Origin of the sequence: Paraburkholderia sp. Ac-20347 (assembly GCF_017104805.1) — a bacterium.
GTDB lineage: Bacteria > Pseudomonadota > Gammaproteobacteria > Burkholderiales > Burkholderiaceae > Paraburkholderia > Paraburkholderia tropica.
Map to the genome: position 1 here is coordinate 1 of NZ_JAAGPN010000074.1, position 21,064 is coordinate 21,064.

Genomic DNA, 21,064 nt, shown 5'->3' on the forward strand with positions numbered 1-21,064 from the left:
TGCGCGCGCCCGCCGACGCCTCGGGCTGGGCCACGCCCACGACCACGGCGCTCGCGCGCGTGAAGCGCGATCTTGGCGTGCTCGTCGCGCACGAGGTGGCGAGCCGCTTGTCGTCGGCGGGCGCGAGCGCGCTGAACTCGGCGTTCGTGAAGGGCACTGCGGCCTCGTCGACGCAACGCGTGCGCGCGGCCGTGCAGTGGTTCGAAGCGAATTGCACGCACGCCGTGCAGGTCGCCGACGTCGCGCGCATGGCGGCGATGAGCGAGCGGAATTTCCTGCGCTGTTTCAAGGTGGAAACCGGGCTCACGCCGCTGAAGTTCCTGTTGCGCGCGCGACTCGAACTGACCTCGACGCTGCTCGTCTCGACCGACCTCTCGCTCGACGGCATCGCCAAACGCTGCGGCTGGCGCGGCGGAGAAACCATGGCGCGCGTATTCGTAAAACGTTTTGCGTGCACGCCGGCGGAGTATCGCGTGCGCGCACGTTTGCGCATGCCGAAAGTCGCCGAATGCAATCCAATAGTGCAGGGCGCGAACTGAATCTGTTCGGCAATCAACATAATTCACTGAATTGGATATTCACTCTCTATATTGATCTGTCGAAGGTCGCGCGACTTTGGTGCAAAATTGCATAAATGTGAATTGCCGATTCATCGCGCATAAGTAGAAGCCCGAATTGCATCGCATTGTGCTCGGCAACGCACCTCGTCAAGTCGTGGTACGCGCGTGATTAATCAATGAAAACAATGATTTCACGGCTGCGTTGATGGTACGATCCGCGTTGCTGCGGAAGAGGAATCTGGCGGATTCCAGGCAGTTTTCTTATGCCCGGTCTTATGGGCATTATTGAAAAGGCTGGCAAACGTTTTCCCGATTTTTGTCGAATGCCATTTGCCGCCAACATGTTGGCGATTTCCGCCAGTCACTGTTTAAACGTGTACCCACATACTGTACGATCAGATCAGTCGATTAAGTCAGCTCGACGCAAGCTGATATGACAATTGATTAGCGGGGTAACCGATGGAGTGTGGGACACGTAGTCAAAGAAATAACGTCGCGGAGTTGCGCGCCTTGCCGCATCTGGAGGCGGCAAGGCGTATTGGCCTGCTCCTTTTTAGTGGCTTTGCGTTGCCCGAAGCGGCGACGGTTCTGGAGATGTTCCAGTCGGCGAATGCGTTGTCGCAATCGGAGCCGGCCATGGGCGGCAAGATCCGCTACGACGTGACCCTGCTGTCCATCGCAGGCGGGCGTATCGACAGTTCTTCGTCCGTGTTCGTGTGGACCGAGAGTGTCGAAAACCGCCGCTTCTCGGACGGCTTCCATACGCTCTTCGTTGCGGGCGGCGCCGGTGCGCGTCATGCTTTGCGCGACGAGCGGCTGATCCGCTGGCTGCAGCGCGAGGGCTCGCGCAGCGAGGCCGTGGTGCCGATCGGCGACGGGCGGCTGTTGCTCGACGCCGCCGGTGTCGAACGTTCGACGCATGGCTGGGACGCGTTCCTGCGCAGCGCAGGCGAGCCGCATCGTTCGGCTGAAGGCGGTTTTGCGGCGGTCGCAACGGCGCCGGTTCGCAAGGCGCTTGCGCTGATCGAGCAGGATTTCGGCGGCGATTTCGCACGCGAGGCCGTGGGCCGCGTGATGACGCAGCAGCAGACTTCGTTTACCGCGACGATACGCGAGAACGTGTCGGGCTTCGTCAGCGAACGCATTCAGGCGTCGGCGAAATGGCTCGAGGCGAATGGCGACCGTCCCATCACGATCGACGACGCGGCGCAGATTGCCGCGATGAGCGAACGCAATTTCCTGCGCCGCTTCAAGATCGAAATGGGCGTGACGCCGTCGGACTATCTGCTCTACGTGCGCATCGACATGTGTTGCCGTTTGCTCGTCGATACCGATCTGCCCGTCGACAAGGTTGCGCGGCGATGCGGTCTTGGCAGCGGCGGCTGGCTCGCGAAGCTGTTTCGCAAGCACCTCTCGACCACGCCGACGGAATATCGCACCAACATGCGCCGCACGGCCGCTTGAATGCGAATCACGACTATCACGTCGATTTCGTCGATCACGTCGATGAGTTGATCACGCCATCTGCTTCGCCGGCCTGCGCGTGATGCATTCACACGGCGCGTGCGCGATCAGCGCGGCGGCATTCAGGGTTCAGGTTTCAATCGGGATTTCAGGCTTCAAAGCACAGGTGCGCGCCGATATTCAGCGGGCGTGACGCCGAGCCGACTGCGCAGCAGACGCGCCAGCCGCACGCCATTGCCCATTCCGCAGCGGCGCGCGATGTGTTCGACGGACAAATCGGTTTGTGCAAGCAGTTGGCAAATCGCGTCGAAGCGCAGGCGTTGCAAATACGCGTTCGGCGTTTGTCCGGTTTCAATCTTGAAGCGGCGCAGGAAATTGCGTTCGCTCATCGCGGCTGCGTCGGCGGCTTCATGCATCGCGACGGATTCGTTCCAGTGCGCTTCGAGCCAGTGCATCGCGGCTTGAATCTGCTCGCTTGGACCGCGCTTCGCGATAGCGTCGGCGCTCACGGGAAAGGGCGATTCGGTGCGATGCGCGATCTGCTTTTCCACGCGCTGCGCGATGGCCGCGCCCTGGTCCGTCTCGATCAATTTCAACGCGGCGGCGAAGCGTGCTTCGCTGGCGCGGCTCGCGTGGTGCGCTTCGTCGTGATGGATCGTGCGCGCGTCGTCGAGCGAGGCAGCGTGCCGCCTCGGCGCGCGTAGCCATCGCAAACTCCGCGCCGACGCAATCAGCCGCTCGCCGTTCGACTCCGCACGCGTGAACCAGTGCGCGACGCGCCGATCGCGCAACGCGGCGGACAAGCCGGAGCCTTCGACGAGAAACAGCGTGTCGAATGGCGGCGACGGCACGTGCTCGTCGAATCCCTCGGTCCACACGAATGCCGACGAGTCGCTCGCGATGCGCCCGCCCGAAGGCGAGAGCAGCGTGACGCGCCACGGCGCGCGATAGACGCTGATGTCGGCGTGGGGTGCGGACATCGTGTTGGCGAGCTGGAACGCTTCCACGAGCCGCGCCATTTCCGGCAGCGAAAATCCATTGAACACGACGACGCCGATGGCTTTACCCGCGCCGCGCGCGGCGAAAGCGACGGCGCTGCCGCCGCGGCCTGGCAGATGCGCGGTGAGAGGCACGATGTGTTTTCCCGGGAGAATGAGGCCGCCAGTTTACTGCACGGTCATGCGCAAAGCTGCGCGTGCTTGTCGACGATGCGTGCGTGCCGTTGTGTGCATGCTCGCGTTGATGGCGCCTGGTGTTGTTGTGTGGAAGCGGGCGAGCCGCGCAACGATATACCGCACATTATTTTCCGCTATACCGTGCGTCTCAGTGCGCGTGTACGCACGCACGTTGTGCACGGATGCATGCCCGTGGAGTGGCGGCTAATGAGCGTGTTTCAACGATGGTCTCGTCTGCGAGGCGAAACGACGCGCAGTGAAAATTTTCGTAGCGCTCACCACCGACTTTCAAATACCCTGAGCGTGCACGGCTGAAAATGTGCGCATTGCATAAAACTGACGTTTTGAATCGATGAAACAGCGTTTTGGAATCGGTCCGGATTCATCCTCTGAATTATCGGCAGGGGCAAAGAAAAGTTTAATCATTCTTCGCGATGCCAGGATATCTCCCAGGTATTAACCTTTTCTGACACTTTTTCCGAAAAGTTCGCGTAGACTTTTTGGAACGTCACCACGTTGCTCGTCGCGCGGGTTATGCGAACAGTTGAATCCAGTGGTGCCCAAACCCTGGTTAATGGCGTTGTTGCAGGTGCTCCCACTGACATGAAATTTGCCCTTCTGGAACCCGATCTGGCAGAGCTCGACCGCGTCCTCGAAACCTGCGCGTTGTCGGGGCACGTCTGTTTCGGCGCATCGAACGACGAGGCGTTCCGGAGCCTGCTGGCGGAGGTCTCGGTAGACGTCTGCCTGATCGACTGGATCAACCCGGACTGCTGCCGCTACGAGACTTTGTATCGACTCGTGCAATCCGAAGCGGCCGTTCCCGTGGTGCTGTGCGTGACCCCCGGCACCTCGCACGATGTGATCGATTCAGGGCTGAAACACGGCGCGAGCACCAGCATCGAAAAGCCGTTTCGCGGTATCGAATCGCTCGGTTCGCTGTACGCGTGGGAAAGCCAGGGTTTTGCACACGCTTACTTACCGGGCAACAGAATGATGTGATGGTTCGGCCATTCAGGCCATTCAGACCATTGTGGCGATCCGGTAAAAAATCGCCATGCTGTCATTCTGTTTTCGGGTTTGATCGCGTTCGAATTACCGATTTTTTCTTCGTTATATTCCAGCTGCGATTTCCTCCGCGATTCCCGCACGAACGTGCGCACGAATCGCGTCATTCTCCATTCTGTTTTTTCAATTGCTTCCGCCGGTTTTCGCACGGTGGATTCGCATCGGCCATTCCGTACGCGCCAATTTTCTTCTCGATAGCGCCAATTCGATCTGTGCTTCATCGGCATTCGCATTCGCGTTGATATAGCGCGCCGGCGAATCCGCTGAATTGCCGCGTTCTTGCTGATTGCTCGCCGCCGCCTGACCCGATCCCGCCAACATGTTGGCCGGATCGGTCAGGCGCGAAGCCGTTGCGGGCCGCCTGTCTATGATGCATTGCAACGAGCGGGGGCTGGCCGGGGTGGCTTGAGGCGCCAACAAAGCGCCGACAAGGCGATCGCGCCAGCCAGAGCAGCCGAAGCCCGCGATGATGCGATGCGCCAGAACACGGGCGCGCCGCTCGCCATTCAGGCAGGAATGCGAAACGATGGGCTGTGTGCCCTCGCCGCTGACCTCACGCACGGGAGTCGGACAATGCCAGGAATACAAGGACTGCTTGCGCGGCTGCTCGACGCCGCGCTCATCGGGTTGGGCGCGCTGCTGGCTTCGCAGATCCGCTATCAGGACGCCGTCGACAATCCGATGAACAGCGGGTTCATTGCTTTTGCGATTGCCTTCGCGCTCGCCGTGTTTCCGGTGTTCGGGCTTTACGAATCGTGGCGCGGCCGTTCCTTGCCGGCGCTCGTCGGCAAGACGGCGCTTGCGTGGATCGTGGTGCAGGTCTGCGGCCTCGTGCTGATGTTTACGCTGCATCGTACCGATCTGGTGTCGCGTCTATGGTTCGTCTACTGGACGGCGATTTCGGGCGGCGCGCTGATCGCCTCGCGTCTCGTCGTGCATGGCGTGATGCGCCGCGTGCGCCATGCGGGCATGAATCTGCGCGACGTGGCGATCGTCGGACACGGCGAGCGCGGCCGCGAACTCGTGCGCAAAGTGCAGACATCGCCCGCAAGCGGCTTTCGCGTGACGGCGATGTTCGATCCCGCCGCGATGGAGCGTCGCGACGCGAGTGGCGAAAGCGAATTCGAGCGCTTCGTCGCGCGCGTGCGTGGCAATAAGGTGCGCGAGATCTGGCTGGCGCTGGCGCTTTCGGAGAGTCAGACGATCCAGCATTTCGTGCGCGAATTCCGCAACGAGCTGATCAATATCCGCTTCATTCCCGACATGCAGAGCGTCGCGCTGTTCGACGGCGGCATGACCGATCTGATCGGCGAACCCGCCATCAATCTGATCGCGTCGCCGCTGCCGCCGCACGCGATGGTGAAGAAGGACATCTTCGACCGCCTGTTTGCCGCTGCTGCGTTGCTGGCGCTGTCGCCGCTGCTGATTGCGATCGCCGTCGCGGTGAAACTCTCGTCGCGCGGTCCGGTGTTCTTCCGCCAGTATCGCAAGGGCGCCGACGGCCACGCGTTCCGCATCTACAAGTTCCGCTCCATGCGCGTGCATGCCGAACAGCATGGCGTGGTCACGCAGGCGAAGCGCGGCGATTCGCGTATCACGCGCGTCGGCGCATTCTTGCGGCGCACGAGTCTCGACGAACTGCCGCAATTCATCAACGTGCTGCGCGGTGAAATGTCGGTGGTGGGTCCGCGTCCGCATGCGCTCGAACACGACGAGTTCTATCAGGACGTCGTGACCGACTATATCCACCGTTATCGCATCAAGCCGGGCATTACCGGCTGGGCGCAGGTGAATGGGTATCGCGGTGAAACCGATCGCATCGAGAAGATGGAAAAGCGCGTGGAGCACGATCTCTATTACCTGCGCAACTGGTCGTTCGCGCTCGACATGCGAATCGTGATGGCGACTGTCGTGAAGGGCCTCGTCAACAGCAACGCGTATTGATGGCATGACGCGGCGACGAATCGAAAACCGATCGGGAGATGAACAGATGAGCAGCAGTATCGGTGCGCAAAACGGGCGCGCGACTCCGCTGATTTTGCTGACGGGCCGTAACGGCCAGGTCGGCCACGAATTGATGCGCTCGCTGCAGGGATTGGGTCGCGTGGTCGCGCCGGAGCGTGTGGGTCTGGATCTCAGCGATCCCGATTCGATCGTGCAAGTCATGCGCGATCTGCGTCCGCAACTGGTGATCAACGCGGCGGCCTATACGGCGGTCGAGCGCGCCGAGACCGAGCGCGAACTCGCGTATCGCATCAACGCCGAAGCGCCGCATGTGATGGCGCTCGAAGCGAAGCGCGCGGGCGCGGTGCTGATTCACTATTCGACCGATTACGTGTTCGACGGCACGAAGACCGCGCCCTACGTCGAGACCGACACGGCGCGGCCGCTGAGCGTCTACGGCTTTTCGAAGCTGGCGGGCGAGCGCGCGATTGCGAACGTCGGCTGCCGCCATCTGATTCTGCGCACGAGTTGGGTCTATGGCATGCGCGGCAAGAACTTCCTGCGTACGATGCTGCGTCTCGCCCAGCAGCGCGATACGTTCGACGTCGTCGCGGATCAGTTCGGCGCACCCACGTGGAGCGCGACGATTGCCGCGCAGACCGCGCATATCGTCGCGCAAAGTCTCGCGGCGGACGATCGCGGCGCGTGGTGGGACGCGCGCTCGGGCCTCTATCACCTCACGGCGTCCGGCTGCGCCTCGTGGCACGATTTCGCGTCGACCATCGTCGAGATCGCGGGCAGCACGGCGGACGTGCGCCCGATCGACAGCGGCGCATGGCCCACGGCCGCGCAACGCCCCGCGAACTCCGCGCTCGATTGCAGCAAGCTCTGGCGCACCTTCGGCCTGCGCGCGCCCGAATGGGACGCCGCGCTGCGCTGCTGTCTTGACGGCGTCGCGCTGCCCGAAGCGCTCGCTACGGCGACCTGATGGACCTACGAGACGGATCACTCATGACACACACCGAGACCGGCGCTCGCCGCCGGGCACGCGCATGCTGACGGGCATGGTCAACGCGGCGCTGCGGCGCATTCGCCCCGGAAAAGCGCTGGCGCCCGATATCGGCGGCATGGACGTGCTGCTGTTTCTCGCCGAGCAGAGCGTGAACCTCGCGCGCGGCACGCTGCGGACGACGCTGCGCTGCGCGCGCGCGACGCCGTGTTTCATGGGACGCGGCGTGCGTCTGCGTTTTGGCCGCAAGGTGCGCATCGGCCGTTACGCGACCATCGGCGACGGCGCGATTCTCAGTGGCCTCGGGCGCGACGGTTTGCGCATCGGCGCGCGCGCGACGATCGGCGCGTATGTGCGGCTCGTCGTGGGCACCGATATCGCGCGGCCTGGCGCGTACATCGAAATCGGCGACGGCTGCGGTATCGGCGAATTCTCCAGCGTGGGCGGTTCGGGCGGCGTGCGCATTGGGCGCAATACGATCATCGGCCAGCATTTCAGCGCGCATCCGGAGAATCACAATTTCGCCGACCTCACGCGGCCGATCCGCGAGCAGGGCACCACGCGCAAGCCGATTGCGATTGGCGAGGATTGCTGGATTGGCGCGCGCGTGACGGTGCTCGGCGGCGTGACGATCGGGCAGGGCTGCGTGATTGCTGCGGGCGCCGTGGTGACGCGCGACGTGCCGCCGTATTCGATCGTGGCGGGCGTGCCCGCGCGTGTCGTGGGCAGCCGGCTGGAGAGCGAAAATCATGCTGGCGATTGATCTGATCGTTGTGCTGTATCGGTGCGATCCTCAGGATGCCGAAACATTGATGACGCTGAGTCAGATCGACTTCGCCGCGCTCGGCATCGACGCCGAGGTGCATATCTGGGACAACGCGCGCGAGCAGCCCGCGCCGCCGCGCGCCGATTTTCTGCGCATGCCGTGGCGTTACTACTCGTCGGCGGCGAACGAGCCGTTGTCGAAGGTCTATAACACGCTCGTGCGCGCGAGCAGCCGTCCTTACGTTGCGATCTTCGATCAGGACTCGCGCGTGGATGTGAGCTTCTTTCGCGAACTGAGCGAGGCGATCGAGGCGCGCGAGGCCGATGTGTACGCGCCGCGCATCGTGCACGGCGACAAGACCATCAGCCCGGGCTGTCTCAAGTGGATCAAGGGCGCGTCGCTGCCAGGCGTAACGGGCAGGGCGATGCTGCCGCGCAACTTCACCGCGATGATGAGCGGCATGTGCATGAGCCGCGCGTTGCTCGCGCGACTCGGTCCACGACCGTTCGACGAACGTCTGCGCCTCTACGGCGTGGATACGCGTTTTTGCCGCGATCTCTCGCGGTTCGGCGCGCGCGCGTGGATCACCGGCGCGCAGCTCGGCCACGATTCCGCGCTGCGCAGCACGACCGATCCCGCCGCCATCCTGCAGCGACAGATCTGGCTGTGGCAATCGTGGCTGCGCGTGTTCGATCGCAATCCGCTGGAAATGCTCGCGATTCGTGGTTACGTGTTGTGGAAGGCGTGGCGCGTTGCGAGCGCCGTGCGAGCACGTAGCCGATTCTTCCATGTCGTTGCCGAGGTGTTTCGTTGAGCAAGCCGCTAACCATCGTCATGGTGCATCAGGGCGCGGAACTGTATGGTTCCGACCGGAGTTTTCTTTCGGCGCTGGCCGCGTTGCGCGAGCGCCATCCCGACGCGTTGATCGACGTGGTGCTGCCCGAGCCCGGGCCGCTCGTCGATCTGGTGGCGCGGTATGCGAGCCGGATCCAGTACGACGAGAATGGGGTGTTGCGCAAGAAGAAGCTGAAGGCGCGGCCGTTTCGCACGCTGAAAGACATGGCGTTCTCCTGGCTGCGCTTTCGCCGGATGTTCGCGAGCTACGACATTTGCTACGTGAATACCGTCGTGTGTGTGGCTGCGATCATGGCGTTGCGGCTCAGACAACGGGGCAGCTATGTGCATGTGCGAGAGATTCCGTCCAAACTGGCATTACGCGTTTTCAACACGATGCTGAAGTTTTCGCGTGCATCGTTGATCTACAACTCGAACGCGACGGCTGGCGCATTCGGTCTGCGAGGGACGGTCATTCACAACGGCGTCGAAGTGCGCGGTGACGTCACCTCGGCCGCGCCACGATCGGTGAGGCCGCTGCGCCTCGCCATCATCGGGCGCATCAATCCGTGGAAGGGCCAGCAGTTCGTCCTCGATGCGCTAGCGACGCTCGGGCGCGCGTTGCCGGTTGAAATCCGCATTGTCGGCGCGGTGTTTCCGGGTTACGAGGCTCTGCTGTCCCAGTTGCAACATGCCGCCGCGAATTGCGCGCAGCGCGTCGAAATAAGCGGCTTTACGGATGATCCCTCCGTGCACTACCAATGGGCTGACTTCGCGCTCGTGCCGTCGACTTTGCCCGAGCCGTTTGGCCGCGTCGCGGTCGAGAGTTTCGCAATGAAGCGCCCCGTGATCGCTGCCGCGCATGGCGGGCTGCAGGAGATCGTCGTTGACGGTGTCAACGGATTCCTCTTTCAGCCGGCCGACGACAGGGATTTTGTGTGTACGCTCGAACGGGCCGTCGCCACGCGCGCAACCGAGTACGTCGCGATGGCCGAAGCGGCGCGTCAAGCCTACCTGGATAGTTTCACCGAACGTAGTTATATGAATGCGATTGTGAACTGCATCACGCCGGATGATGGTGAAAAGCCTATGCCGGATCAGGCGCCCGCCGCTTCCGCCGCAACGGGAATTCCGCAATGAGCGCCGTGACGGAAGCGACGCCGGTCCGGACCTCCTCGACGGGGCTCACGCGCAATCTGCTCTATAACCTGTTGGGACAGATACTGCCGCTTGCTTTGGCCGCAGTGAGTATTCCCATGCTGATTCACCATCTCGGCAGTGATCGTTTTGGGCTGCTGACGATTGCGTGGATGGTGGTCGGTTATTTCAACCTGTTCGATCTGGGCTTGGGGCGAGCGCTGACCAAACTCGTTGCTGACCGGATCGGCTTGGGACGTACGAAGGAAATCGCGCAACTGGTATCGACGGGTCTCGTGCTGATGGTTGGGCTCGGTATCGCGGGCTCGGTCGTGGTCGGCGTGCTGACGCCGGAACTCGTCACCGTACTCAAGGTTCCGGCGCGCTTCGTGGCGGAGACGCGCAATGCGTTTTATCTGCTGGCGCTCTCCATTCCGATGGTCATCCTGACCACCGGATTGCGTGGCGTACTGGAGGCGTTTCAGCGCTTCGACATCACCAACGCGGTGCGGACGCCGCTTGGGCTCTGGACCTTCGGCGGACCCCTGTGCGTGTTGCCGTTCTCGTCGCGACTTGACTGGATCGTCCTCTCGCTGGTGATCGGTCGTCTCGTTTCCACGCTGGTGCACGCGTACTACACCGTGCGCCAACTCGAAGGGCGCATCGAACTCGGCATGCCGGATCGCGCGCTCTGCCGGGAACTGCTTTCGTTCGGTGGATGGATGACCGTGTCGAACGTAGTCTCGCCGATCATGGTCTATATGGACCGATTCTTTATCGGCGCATTGCTCGGCACGGCGGCCGTCGCGTTTTACACCACGCCCTACGAAGTGGTTTTCAAACTCAATATCGTTTCTGAAGGGCTGTTCGGTGTTCTTTTTCCGATCATGGCGAGCCGGCTGGTGGTCGATCGCTCTCAATCGGGTGTCCTGCTGACGCTGGGTGCGAAGCTGATTGCCGCGTCGCTTTTCCCGCTGGTGCTCGTGATCGTCGCAGTGGCCGGGCCCTTTCTTGGGATCTGGGTCGGTCCGACGTTTGCGGAGCATAGTGCGCTCGTCATGCAACTGCTCGCGATTGGCCTTTATATCAACGGTTTTTCGAAGGTTGCGTTCAATCTGCTACAGGCGATGGGCCGCGCAGACGTGACGGCGAAACTTCACCTGATTGAATTGCCTTGCTATGTGATTGCATTAATTGCGTTGACGAAATACTTCGGTATTGTCGGTGCTGCAGCAGGGTGGGCGTTACGAATGATGCTCGACGCGGGGCTCTTGTGGTGGATGAGCCGACGTGTTGCGCAGGTGCCGTGGCGCGCGATTCGCGAGCTGGCGAGCGTCTTGTTCGCGACGGTGGCCTCACTGCTCGCGCTGGTGTGGGTCCACAACGCGGTTTGGCGAATTTCGCTTGGCGGCCTGGCGCTGGGTGTTTTCTGTCTGGCGTTCTGGTTTGTCGTGCTCAATGACGATGATCGCCGTGTGGTGATCGATCTTGTCGCGCGTGGTCTGATGCGAGGGAAGCAAGCGCCGCGCGCGTGACGATCGGTCGGCGATATTACGCGAACCGGAAGTGCTGAAATGACCTTCCGGTTCGCGTAGTTTCTTTCGTTAATGCTGGATCACAATCTCGTAGCTCGCCGCAAACGGCAGCGATTTCGTGTTGACGGAAAACGTGACGGTTGTTTGCGTCACTTTCGCAGGGATCGCGGCAAGCCGGGTGCCGTCGAAGCTCAACGGGTACACGCTCGCACCGAGGCTCGGAATGCGTAGCGATACGTTCGCGGGAATGCGCTCCATCTGTGACGGTCCGGAAACGTCCTTCAAATTCGACGACGGCGCGCCGCCGCGCTCTGGCGCAATGGTCTGCCACTGACCTGGCAGTCCGCTGGATTCGAGCGACTGAGGACCGTTGCGTGTGCTGCCCATGGTGAATCCTGGCAGCGTGAGCAGAAGATGCGAGGACTGCGCCAATGGCTCACCGTCTACGCTCGTCAGAAACGCCGTTGCGAAGCCGCGGCTCGGCGGCAGCAGGGTCACGTCCAGGATCGGCGTGCTGACGCGCTGATCGACAGGAAGGTAGCCGGTGACGCCCGCCGCGTAGCTCGAACCAAAGCGGATTTGCTTCCCGCCCCGATCGATGTCGAGATAGGACGAAGTTGGCGAATGATCTTCGTCGCGCACACTGAACGCGGCCGCGTTCGCCATCATGATCTGGCGATGGGCGGGGAGTGTGGGAGGGACGGCGTGTTGATCACTCAGATAGCTGCCGAATGCGCCCGCAACGTTGCGGGTCGCAGCGCGCATGCGCTCATCGGTGCTGAGGGAGATCGTCGTGCGGGGGAACGCAGTATTGGGGCGAATGGCGCGAAAGTAGTGGGCGCATTGTGCGAACTGCACCAGCTTGGTCCAGTCGCCTTTCAGGCTGAAGTCGGATGGGGTCGTGACATGCCAGTTTTTATCATGTGACCAGTTGTACAGAATGAGGCCGTCCCAGTCTTGAGCCACGGCTAACTGCGTCACCACTGGCAACATGGCCGAATCCTGCTGATTTGGCCATGGCTGATTGAATTCGCTGATCACGAACGGCTTTCCAGCCGCACGCGCGTAGGCAACGTTGAGCAGCGTACTGTCTGCGGCGTCACCCAGCCAGCTGTTCGATATTCGCCAGTCGGTCCAATCCCATTGTCGATGCGGAAACCAGTAATGATCGACATAAAAATGCGCGTCGATAAAACTCGCCGAGCGATTGACGTCGAAGTTGACGAAGCCGCCATGCCTCCATCGTCCGCCGTGCGCAACCTGCGTACCCGCGATGGGCGTGGTCTTGCCGATCAGATCGCTGACGGTCGATGTCATGAGGTCGATATAGCTCGCGTCGAGATCCACGAAAAATTGCGCGGCCTCTTTCGCCAGCGTTGCCGATACGCCGCGCGGAACAAGTGGTAGCGGCGCCGGCGAGAGATGGTGGGCGACGCGGTATTGCGCCCACTTCGTTTCGAGCTCTTGCAGGAATCGACCCTTCACGAGCGACGGCAGGCTACCTTCTTGCCAGTTATCGATCAGCGTCGACTCGTTGTCGATTTCGATCATCGCGAGTGCCGGCGTGTTGCGCAGGTCGAGCGCGGCCACGAGATTCCGTATATAGCGGATCTGCCACTGGATCATCTCGTCATCGAAAATCTGAAGCGGCTTACTCTGCGGTGGAATGAAATCGCCGGGCCGGGACGCGGGAAACGTGTGATTGACGTGCAGATTCAGGTCGACATAAATGCCGTGTTTGCTGAGCTGTGTAATAAAGCTTTTGAGCTGCGCAGCTGCTTGCTGATCCAGTTCCGGATGCGTCGCGTCGCGAAGGATGCCCGCCGGGTAAGTGTTGGCCGAGGCTGATCCGGCAGGTTGGTCGATCGCGTGCAACCGGACCAGGTTCACGCCCAATTCAGCCAGACGGCTTGCGAGGGCTTCGCCGTCGTCCGCAGAGGGGAAATTGGCGGAAAGCGCGAGGTTGACGCCGAAGAAGCGGATGCGTTGGCTATCGCCAGACTCGCCAGACGTGTAGAAGTGGCCGTCTCGGACGATGACGCGATCATTCGGCCCAAGCGCCCGTTGAGCGGCCAAGCCGCGCGCCGTACCGGATTTTGCGCTTTGGAGAGGCAGCGGCTCGATCCAGACTGCCGCCGCCTTGGGGGTATCGCAACTGGCCAGTGTGTACAACAGGGCGCCAAGCGAGCAGGCCCGTAGTAAGGAAGAAAACGCTCGGGTTTGAGTCATGGGCAGGCCAGTTCGCCAGCAACGCGCGGTGTGTCGGGAGTAAAGCTCACGGTTGTGCTGCGCGGACTGCGTAAATTCGTGGCGACGGTGAACATGAATATCTGCAATAGATACAAATGGGAAAGACCCGTGGAATAGTGAAACCCGAATACGTAGAACTGCGCGAGGAAAAAGCCGATTGTGCCGAGATAGAACGTATATTTCACGCGCGCTTCATGTCGAGTGTCACCTGCATTGAGGCTGAGATTGCGCAAGGCCTCGGAGAGCGGCGCGAACATGAGCCAGAGATAACCGACGGCGGCCACGCCGAATACCATCAACACCGAGATGTACCAGGAGTCTTTATAGGTTGCGCCGTTGTTCTCGATCGCGCCGAGTCCATAACCTTGAATCTGGAACGTGGAAGGGACCGAAGCATACTGCGCCAGTCTGCCTACCGAAGAGGCATCCAGATCGCCCTTATTGAAAATGATGAGCGTGAACGAGGCGAGCAGGATAAGTATGGGCGCGAGTGCAAGCCTGGGCAGAGAGCGCGTCTTGAAGAAATGCAGTTGTGCGGCCGAGAACAGAGCAAGCAGGCAGGCTACCCAGCCTATGCGCACGTTCGCCACAACTTCGCCCGCCGCCAGAAGCAGCGTGATCGCCGAGAAGATCACCTTCGCAGAGAAACGACGCTGTCTGACGAGCGAGATAATCGAAATCGTCAGCGCGAGCGCGTTGAACAGACTGTATTCGATCGCCGAGATGAAAAAGCCGCTGGCGCGAAGTTGATCGCCGCGCATGAACTGATATTGAAGCAGGTGCGCATCCGTGTCGATGCCTTCTTTGGCCTGCGCCACAAAGCTGTAATACCAAAGCCGCGTGAAGTCGCCGTCGAACGTCAGATATTCATAGATGGCGTAGACCGCCATGACACATGCAATGGAAAGCAGAACACGTGTCAGCGTGCGAATGTCGACGCGCTGCGCGAGTCGGGGAGAGGCGAGCAGCGTGGCGAGCAGAATCGGCACGAAATAGCGGCGCCATTGCTGGATACTCTCCACGATGCCGCCGCGCGACATGCCAACAGCGATGCCGATGGCCGATAGCACGCCGATTGCAATCGTGATGCGCGCCGCGCGGCTCGACATCGAAAACGGGTTTCGACCTCGCGTGTTCATCATGGCTTGCAGCAGCAGACCGCAGATAAACACTTCTTTCCAGGCTTTCGCCACCATCAAGCTCGAACCCAGAATGTCGTTCAGATTGACGAAGACAAGATCGTTGACCGTAATGAAAAAGACGGTCACGTAAACAAAGAATTGTGGCCGTCGCGTGAATAGAAGACAAACGCTGCCCAAGTAGAGCAGCATGAAGAAAAGAGTGAGAAGCTTGTCCACGATAACTCTCTAGGAAGCGGAGACGTCTTCGCGTTCTGCTGCATCCATTCGCGTGGCGTGCGCCGTAGCCTGCGGTTTCGCGCTGGGCAGCGGGCGGCGGCCCGCAGGCTGGCGAACCCGTGTCGGACGTCCATGCCGATCCAGCAACGCCTCATACTGCGCGAGCACGTTATCCCAGCGGAACGTGCTTCTAAACCGCTGTGCGCTCGCAATACCCATGGCCGTCGCCGTTGCCGGATCGCCGATCAGCGCGGAGATGTGCATATCGCAATCGGCCTCGGTCGCGAAGAAACGCGCCTCCGGACCCGCGACCCAGCGGTTGAACACATTGTCGTGCGCGATCACCGCGCTGCCTGCGCCCATCGCTTCCACGAGCGACGGGTTCGTCCCGCCAACGCGATGCCCATGCACGTAAAAATTCGCGTGATAACGCAGCGAGCGCACGACCTGCTGATCGTAAATCGCGCCGGGGAAAAACACTTCCTCGCTGGCCGCATCGAGCACCGCGCGATGATAAGGATGATCGCGATGATACGTGCCCAGCACGACGAGCCGCGCGTCGCGCGGCCGCCGCGAAAACGCCGTCACGATTTCGAGCACCGAATTCTCCGGCTCGGGCCGCGCGATCACGAGGCCGTAGCGCACTGCGTCGAGACCGAGCGCGCGAATCGGCATCGTGCTCACAACGTCCACGGCGTCGGCGCCATACGGAATCGTCGTGATCTTTTTGCGCTTCACGCGCGTCGCCAGATGCGCGGCAATCGCGGGATGATCGGCGATCAGATGATTGCCGGTCCAGCATCCCACGCGCTCGTTGAGCCACAGCCAGACGCGCTCGTGAAATTTCCATTTCTCGCGGCGCCATTCGAGGCCATCCATGTTGATGATGTTCGTGATGCCGTGCCAGCGCAGATACGTGCAGAACAGCGCGGTGTTGTAGCCGAGCGTGAGCACGAGTGCGGGGTCGCGCGTGGTGACGTCGCGAATCGATTTCCAGTCGAATTCCATCGTGCCCAGCGCGCCCGCGCGCGTGACCGGCACGATGACGCGGCGCACGCCTTGCCAGCTGTCTTCGCTGATTTCGCTGCCTGGCGTGTCGCTCTGGCAGTAGACCGTCACTTCCCAGCCGCGTTGCGTGAGGTAGAGCGCGAGGCGTTCGGCGAACGTCTCGAAGCCGCCGTGGCGCGCGGGAATGCCGCGCGTGCCGAGGATGAAAAGCTGTCTGACTGCCATGTGATCGAATCCCGTCGTTGGTCCATATTGTGATGCTGCGGCGAACAAGCGCCGCCATGCCGATAGCGTATGCCATCGGGTATGGCGGATTCGGCCACCGTATTCATCGATTCGGACAAAGTCGATGCGCTACGCGTGCATGCGGGAATGGCACGTTCGATCCGCGATGGACGGCGCCAAACGTGTGCATTCTTTCAATGGCGTACGACGCCGGACGTTGTCGGAACGCGCCAACGATATGACCGAATCGGCGCGATCAGTGCACCTAACATAGCGATCCGCTGGCTTCGCTTTTCGTGCACTGCGTCATGGCCGACCGGCTTGCGCGAGCGTGGCGCTTCGGGCCATCTTCGCGGCCTCTTTCCTAACTCAACGAGTGCTCAACATGATCCTTGTGACCGGCGGCGCCGGCTTCATCGGAGCCAATTTCGTCATCGACTGGCTGGCGCGTAACGACGAGCCCGTCGTCAATCTCGACAAGCTCACTTACGCGGGCAATTACGCCACGCTGCGTCCGCTCGATGGCGATCCGCGCCACCATTTCGTGCAGGCCGATATCGGCGACCGCGCCACGCTCGACGCGGTGCTGCAACAGCATCGTCCGCGCGCGGTGCTGCATTTCGCGGCCGAAAGTCATGTGGATCGCTCGATCGATCGCCCCGACGATTTCGTGGCGACCAATGTGGTCGGCACGGCCACGCTGCTCGAAGCGGTGCACGCGTACTGGATCGCGCTGCCTGCCGCGCAGCGCGACGCATTCCGCTTCCTGCACGTTTCGACCGACGAGGTCTACGGCACGCTCGCACCGCACGATCCCGCCTTTACCGAAACCACGCCGCATGCGCCGAACAGTCCTTATGCAGCTTCGAAAGCGGGCTCGGATCATCTGGTGCGCGCGTGGCATCACACCTTCGGTCTGCCGACGCTCACCACGAACTGCTCGAATAATTACGGTCCGCACCAGTTTCCCGAGAAGCTGATTCCGCTGATGATCCAGCGCGCGTTGCACGGCGAAGCGCTGCCGGTTTACGGCGACGGCCTCAACGTGCGCGACTGGCTCTACGTGGGCGATCACTGCGATGCGATCCGCACGGTGCTCGAACGTGGCACGCCGGGCGAGACGTACAACGTGGGCGGCCGCAACGAGCACACGAACGTCGACGTGGTGAATCGCATCTGCGCGTTGCTCGACACGCTGCGTCCGCGCGCGAGCGGCAGCTATCGCGAGCAGATCGCCTACGTGACCGACCGTAAAGGCCACGATCGCCGCTATGCCGTCGACGCGGCGAAGCTCGAACGCGAACTCGGCTGGCAGCCGAAGGAAACCTTCGACACCGGTCTCGCACGCACGGTGAAGTGGTACGTGGACAACGAAGCGTGGGTCGACGCGATTCTCTCCGGCGCCTATCGGCAGGCGTATTTCAGCAACGAACTCGAACGGGCATAAGCGATGAAAACGAAGCGTAAAGGCATCGTCCTCGCCGGTGGTTCCGGCACGCGGCTCTATCCGATCACGCGCGTCGTCTCCAAGCAGATGCTGCCGGTGTACGACAAGCCGATGATCTACTACTCGCTCTCGACGCTGATGATGGCGGGCATCGACGACATTCTGCTGATCTCCACGCCCGACGACACGCCGCGTTTTCGCGCGATGCTCGGCGACGGCAGCCAGTGGGGCGTGAGCATCCGTTATGCGGTGCAGCCTTCGCCGGACGGTCTCGCGCAGGCCTTCGTGATCGGCCGCGAGTTTATCGACGATCATCCCTCGGCGCTGATTCTCGGCGACAACATTTTCTACGGCGCGGATCTCACTGCGCATCTGCGCGCGGCGGATGCACGCGAAAGCGGTGCAACGGTATTTGGCTATCACGTTCACGATCCGCAGCGCTATGGCGTGGTCGAATTCGACGCATCGGGCAAGGTCGTGTCGATCGAGGAAAAGCCTGAAGTGCCGCGCTCGAATTATGCGGTGACGGGTTTGTATTTCTACGATCGCGACGTTTGCGAAATTGCGGCGGGCATTGCGCCTTCGGCACGCGGCGAACTCGAAATCACTGATGTCAATCGTCATTATCTGGAGCGCGGCGATCTGCAACTCGAAACGCTGAGCCGTGGCTTTGCGTGGTTCGATACGGGCACGCATCAATCGCTGATCGACGCGGGCATGTTTATCGCCACCGTGCAGCAGCGTCAGGCGCTGCTCGTGTCGAGCCCCGAGGAAATCGCTTTCCGGCAGGCCTGGATCGACGCGGAACAGCTCGAACGTCTCGCCGAACCGCTGCGCAAGACCGCGTACGGCGTGTATCTGAAGTCGCTCGTGGGAGCGGTCACGTCATGACGATCAACGTGAGATCCGCGGCGATCGCCGACGTGAAGATCATCGAACCCGCAGCGTTCGGCGATGCGCGCGGCCTGTTCTTCGAGAGCTTCAATCAGCGCGAATTCGAGGAGCAGGTGACGGGCGGCTTGCGCTTCGTGCAGGACAACCATTCGGTGTCGTCGCGCAACGTGCTGCGCGGTTTGCATTATCAGGTCGTGCGTCCGCAGGGCAAGCTCGTGCGCGTGGTGGTGGGCGAGGTGTTCGACGTGGCCGTCGATCTGCGCCGCGCGTCGCCCACGTTCGGGCGCTGGACCGGCGTGCATCTGTCTGCTGCGAACCGGCTGCAATTCTGGGTGCCGCCGGGTTTCGCGCATGGTTTCGTGGTGCTGTCCGAGCGCGCCGAGTTTCTCTACAAGACCACCGATTACTGGTATCCCGAGCACGAACGCACCTTGCTCTGGAACGATCCGGAACTCGACATCGCGTGGGGATTCGAGGGCGAGCCGGTGATCGCGCCGAAAGACGCAGCGGCCGCGCGCCTCGCGCACGCAGACGTGTATTGAAGAAGGAAGGCGGCGGCCAGCGGAACGCAGTGTCCGCAGGTTCGCCGCTCATGACGATGGCTGGACCAATGCAGGGACAAATGGGGGCGCTCGCGGCTGCATCGGAGCGCGAAGAGATGGATGCTCAAACGAGTAAGCAAAGCATGATTCCTGGTATTCCGAATCAAATATCGGCGCGTCCGAATGAAACGTTCAAAACGGGCCTGTTGCGAAAGGGCGTTGCCTGGGCGGCCACGCTGGCGCTCGGCGGTTGCGTGCTCGCGCCCGGTCCGTATATGGGCGTGGCGCCGCGCGAAGACACGACGACTCAGGCGGACGGCCAGTCCGCGCCCGCGGAGATCGTGCAGAACGGCATCACGTTCCGGCTGCATGCGCTGAATGGCGAAATGATCGCGCAACTGGCTGCGGCTGCGGCAGCGCCGTTTTCGCCTGCCGCATTGCCGCGCGTGGTGCCCTCGGCCTATCGCGTGCGTAGCGGCGACGTGCTGCGCGTGATCGTCTGGGATCATCCCGAGCTGAACAACCCGGGCTTTTCGGCGCTCACGACGTCGATCGTCTCCGTGGGCGCAACGCAGAGCACGGGTATGCCCGCCGCGACGTCGGGCGGCAATCTCGATCCGAATGGCCGCGTCGTGCAAACCGACGGCACGATTTACTACCCGTATATCGGCCGCGTGAAGGTCGCGGGTATGACGGTCGATCAGATTCGCCAGGATATCTACAAGCGTCTCGACAAGGCGGTGTCGAATCCGCAGGTGGATGTGTCGATCGCCTCGTATCGCAGCCAGAAGATCTATGTGTCGGGCGCGGTGCATACGCCGGGCACGATCTCGCTTACGGACGTGCCCGAAAGCGTCTCGGATGCGATCTCAGGCGCGGGCGGCTACAGCGACGCCGCCGATCTTTCGGCGGCCACGCTCAATCGCGGCGGCAAGGTGTATCCGCTCGATCTCTATGCGTTCTTCTACGACGGCGATGTCTCGCAGAACGTCATGCTCGAAGACGGCGACGTCATCAATCTGCCGGAACGCCGCCTGAAGAAAGTCTTCGTGCTCGGCGAAGTGAACAAGCCCGTTTCGCAGATCATGCCGGTGGGGCCGTTTTCGCTGTCCGAGGCGCTTTCCGATGCGGGCGGCCTGAACGGCATCTCGGCGAACGCATCCCAGGTCTACGTGTTTCGCCAGGGGCCGGGCCGGACCGTCGATGTCTTTCAACTCGACGCGGCGTCGCCCGGCATGCTCGTGCTCGGCGACCGTTTCGAACTCCAGCCGCGCGACGTGGTGTTCGTCGACGCCGCCCACGTGACGCGTTTTTATCGCGTGGTCTCGCAGATCCTGCCGTTCGCCAGTTCGCTCTATCTGGGCACCGAGGCGTTCAAATGACGAAGCCGCCGCTCAAGCTGCTGCTGATCTGTCACGCGAATGTCTGCCGCAGCCCGATGGCCGAAAGTGTGTTTCGTCACATGCTGGCCGACGTGTATGACGCGCAGATTCATTCGGCGGGCGTGGAGGCGATGAGCGGCACGCCCGCGCATCCGCTTGCGCGCGCGGCGCTCTCGTCGCGTGGCTACGGTTTGACGGACGAAGCCAACGCGCTGCGATTGTCCCAGCCGATGCTCGAATGGGCCGATCTGGCCTTCGCGATGGAGCGCTCGCAGCGGCTGGAGATCATCCGCCGGTATCCGGTGGCGGCGCGCAAGCTCTGGACGCTCGGGCACTGGCTCGACCGCGAGATCGACGATCCGGTTGGCGGCGATGCGGCGCGTTTCGACGCGACGCTCGACCTCATCGAACTCAGCGCGTGGAGCTGGCTGCCCGCGCTGAATCAGCAACTTTCCCTTTGACGCGG

19 protein-coding genes are annotated in these 21,064 nt (G+C 61.9%); 14 read left to right on the plus strand and 5 right to left on the minus strand.

From position 1 onward, the window contains the following. Together G3N97_RS16360 and G3N97_RS16365 are read left to right on the plus strand one after the other, a co-directional pair. The coding region (locus G3N97_RS16360) for an AraC family transcriptional regulator (RefSeq protein WP_205994172.1) at positions 1 to 539 on the plus strand (539 nt) is incomplete at its 5' end. 531 nt (positions 540 to 1,070) lie between these two features. After that, the gene (locus G3N97_RS16365) at positions 1,071 to 2,024 is read left to right on the plus strand and encodes a helix-turn-helix domain-containing protein (RefSeq protein WP_241030628.1); all 954 of its coding nucleotides are present in this window, start codon (positions 1,071 to 1,073) and stop codon (positions 2,022 to 2,024) included. Between the two features lie 155 nt (positions 2,025 to 2,179). On the opposite strand, the gene G3N97_RS40170 is transcribed toward G3N97_RS16365, so the two are convergent. Then, positions 2,180 to 3,157 carry a helix-turn-helix domain-containing protein gene (locus G3N97_RS40170; protein ID WP_205994174.1) on the minus strand — a complete coding sequence of 326 codons (978 nt, stop codon included), beginning with the start codon at positions 3,155 to 3,157 and terminating at the stop codon, positions 2,180 to 2,182. A 645-nt stretch (positions 3,158 to 3,802) separates the two neighbouring features. Between G3N97_RS40170 and G3N97_RS16375 the strand changes: the two genes are divergently transcribed. Next, complete coding sequence (locus G3N97_RS16375; RefSeq protein WP_205994175.1) at positions 3,803 to 4,201, plus strand: response regulator; 399 nt, start codon at positions 3,803 to 3,805, stop codon at positions 4,199 to 4,201. Between the two features lie 189 nt (positions 4,202 to 4,390). On the opposite strand, the gene G3N97_RS16380 is transcribed toward G3N97_RS16375, so the two are convergent. Next, positions 4,391 to 4,828, minus strand: a complete 438-nt coding sequence (locus G3N97_RS16380; protein ID WP_205994176.1) for a hypothetical protein — start codon at positions 4,826 to 4,828, stop codon at positions 4,391 to 4,393. A gap of 12 nt (positions 4,829 to 4,840) precedes the next feature. On the opposite strand from G3N97_RS16380, the gene G3N97_RS16385 reads away from it, so the two are divergent. The 6 genes from G3N97_RS16385 (at position 4,841) to G3N97_RS16410 (ending at position 11,492) form a co-directional block, all read left to right on the plus strand. Next, the gene (locus tag G3N97_RS16385; RefSeq protein ID WP_205994177.1) at positions 4,841 to 6,211 is read left to right on the plus strand and encodes an undecaprenyl-phosphate glucose phosphotransferase; all 1,371 of its coding nucleotides are present in this window, start codon (positions 4,841 to 4,843) and stop codon (positions 6,209 to 6,211) included. Positions 6,212 to 6,257: 46 nt separating this feature from the next. Beyond that, positions 6,258 to 7,199, plus strand: coding sequence for a dTDP-4-dehydrorhamnose reductase (gene rfbD, locus G3N97_RS16390; RefSeq protein WP_205994178.1), 942 nt, complete (start codon positions 6,258 to 6,260; stop codon positions 7,197 to 7,199). Positions 7,200 to 7,263: 64 nt separating this feature from the next. Continuing rightward, the gene (locus tag G3N97_RS16395; RefSeq protein ID WP_241030629.1) at positions 7,264 to 7,983 is read left to right on the plus strand and encodes an acyltransferase; all 720 of its coding nucleotides are present in this window, start codon (positions 7,264 to 7,266) and stop codon (positions 7,981 to 7,983) included. Next, a complete protein-coding gene (locus G3N97_RS16400) occupies positions 7,970 to 8,800 on the plus strand; it encodes a glycosyltransferase (RefSeq protein WP_205994179.1) in 831 nt (276 codons plus the stop codon). Before G3N97_RS16395 ends, G3N97_RS16400 begins: the two co-directional genes overlap by 14 nt. Further along, positions 8,797 to 9,960 carry a glycosyltransferase gene (locus G3N97_RS16405; protein ID WP_205994180.1) on the plus strand — a complete coding sequence of 388 codons (1,164 nt, stop codon included), beginning with the start codon at positions 8,797 to 8,799 and terminating at the stop codon, positions 9,958 to 9,960. Before G3N97_RS16400 ends, G3N97_RS16405 begins: the two co-directional genes overlap by 4 nt. After that, positions 9,957 to 11,492 (plus strand): flippase, encoded by a 1,536-nt coding sequence (locus tag G3N97_RS16410; RefSeq protein ID WP_205994181.1) that lies wholly within the window; start codon positions 9,957 to 9,959, stop codon positions 11,490 to 11,492. The genes G3N97_RS16405 and G3N97_RS16410 overlap by 4 nt, the downstream gene beginning before the upstream one ends. A gap of 69 nt (positions 11,493 to 11,561) precedes the next feature. Here G3N97_RS16410 and G3N97_RS16415 read toward each other — a convergent pair whose 3' ends face one another. The 3 genes from G3N97_RS16415 to G3N97_RS16425 are packed head-to-tail and all read right to left on the minus strand — an operon-like array spanning position 11,562 to position 16,333. Next, the gene (locus G3N97_RS16415; RefSeq protein WP_205994182.1) at positions 11,562 to 13,721 is read right to left on the minus strand and encodes a hypothetical protein; all 2,160 of its coding nucleotides are present in this window, start codon (positions 13,719 to 13,721) and stop codon (positions 11,562 to 11,564) included. Further along, on the minus strand, positions 13,718 to 15,100 hold the full coding sequence (locus G3N97_RS16420) for a hypothetical protein (RefSeq protein ID WP_205994183.1): 1,383 nt from the start codon (positions 15,098 to 15,100) through the stop codon (positions 13,718 to 13,720). The genes G3N97_RS16415 and G3N97_RS16420 overlap by 4 nt, the downstream gene beginning before the upstream one ends. Positions 15,101 to 15,109: 9 nt before the next feature. Beyond that, positions 15,110 to 16,333: a DUF1972 domain-containing protein gene (locus G3N97_RS16425; RefSeq protein ID WP_205994184.1), complete on the minus strand. Its 1,224-nt coding sequence runs from the start codon at positions 16,331 to 16,333 to the stop codon at positions 15,110 to 15,112. A 385-nt stretch (positions 16,334 to 16,718) separates the two neighbouring features. On the opposite strand from G3N97_RS16425, the gene rfbB reads away from it, so the two are divergent. The 5 genes from rfbB (at position 16,719) to G3N97_RS16450 (ending at position 21,059) form a co-directional block, all read left to right on the plus strand. Continuing rightward, a complete protein-coding gene (gene rfbB / locus G3N97_RS16430) occupies positions 16,719 to 17,780 on the plus strand; it encodes a dTDP-glucose 4,6-dehydratase (protein ID WP_205994185.1) in 1,062 nt (353 codons plus the stop codon). A 3-nt stretch (positions 17,781 to 17,783) separates the two neighbouring features. Beyond that, positions 17,784 to 18,671 (plus strand): glucose-1-phosphate thymidylyltransferase RfbA, encoded by an 888-nt coding sequence (gene rfbA, locus G3N97_RS16435; protein ID WP_205994186.1) that lies wholly within the window; start codon positions 17,784 to 17,786, stop codon positions 18,669 to 18,671. Beyond that, positions 18,668 to 19,216, plus strand: coding sequence for a dTDP-4-dehydrorhamnose 3,5-epimerase (gene rfbC / locus G3N97_RS16440; RefSeq protein WP_205994187.1), 549 nt, complete (start codon positions 18,668 to 18,670; stop codon positions 19,214 to 19,216). The genes rfbA and rfbC overlap by 4 nt, the downstream gene beginning before the upstream one ends. Before the next feature lie 143 nt (positions 19,217 to 19,359). Then, positions 19,360 to 20,598: a polysaccharide biosynthesis/export family protein gene (locus G3N97_RS16445; protein WP_205994188.1), complete on the plus strand. Its 1,239-nt coding sequence runs from the start codon at positions 19,360 to 19,362 to the stop codon at positions 20,596 to 20,598. Continuing rightward, positions 20,595 to 21,059: a hypothetical protein gene (locus G3N97_RS16450; protein ID WP_205994189.1), complete on the plus strand. Its 465-nt coding sequence runs from the start codon at positions 20,595 to 20,597 to the stop codon at positions 21,057 to 21,059. Before G3N97_RS16445 ends, G3N97_RS16450 begins: the two co-directional genes overlap by 4 nt. Positions 21,060 to 21,064: the final 5 nt, after the last annotated feature.

Excerpts from the sequence above, each read along its gene's own strand:
- G3N97_RS16375 (WP_205994175.1), top strand. The coding sequence starts at position 3,803 with ATGAAATTTGCCCTTCTGGAACCCGATCTGGCAGAGCTCGACCGCGTC.
- G3N97_RS16385 (WP_205994177.1), top strand. The coding sequence starts at position 4,841 with ATGCCAGGAATACAAGGACTGCTTGCGCGGCTGCTCGACGCCGCGCTC.
- rfbD (WP_205994178.1), top strand. The coding sequence starts at position 6,258 with ATGAGCAGCAGTATCGGTGCGCAAAACGGGCGCGCGACTCCGCTGATT.
- G3N97_RS16395 (WP_241030629.1), top strand. The coding sequence starts at position 7,264 with ATGCTGACGGGCATGGTCAACGCGGCGCTGCGGCGCATTCGCCCCGGA.
- G3N97_RS16400 (WP_205994179.1), top strand. The coding sequence starts at position 7,970 with ATGCTGGCGATTGATCTGATCGTTGTGCTGTATCGGTGCGATCCTCAG.
- G3N97_RS16410 (WP_205994181.1), top strand. The coding sequence starts at position 9,957 with ATGAGCGCCGTGACGGAAGCGACGCCGGTCCGGACCTCCTCGACGGGG.
- G3N97_RS16415 (WP_205994182.1), bottom strand. The coding sequence starts at position 13,721 with ATGACTCAAACCCGAGCGTTTTCTTCCTTACTACGGGCCTGCTCGCTT.
- G3N97_RS16425 (WP_205994184.1), bottom strand. The coding sequence starts at position 16,333 with ATGGCAGTCAGACAGCTTTTCATCCTCGGCACGCGCGGCATTCCCGCG.
- rfbB (WP_205994185.1), top strand. The coding sequence starts at position 16,719 with ATGATCCTTGTGACCGGCGGCGCCGGCTTCATCGGAGCCAATTTCGTC.
- rfbA (WP_205994186.1), top strand. The coding sequence starts at position 17,784 with ATGAAAACGAAGCGTAAAGGCATCGTCCTCGCCGGTGGTTCCGGCACG.
- rfbC (WP_205994187.1), top strand. The coding sequence starts at position 18,668 with ATGACGATCAACGTGAGATCCGCGGCGATCGCCGACGTGAAGATCATC.
- G3N97_RS16445 (WP_205994188.1), top strand. The coding sequence starts at position 19,360 with ATGATTCCTGGTATTCCGAATCAAATATCGGCGCGTCCGAATGAAACG.
- G3N97_RS16450 (WP_205994189.1), top strand. The coding sequence starts at position 20,595 with ATGACGAAGCCGCCGCTCAAGCTGCTGCTGATCTGTCACGCGAATGTC.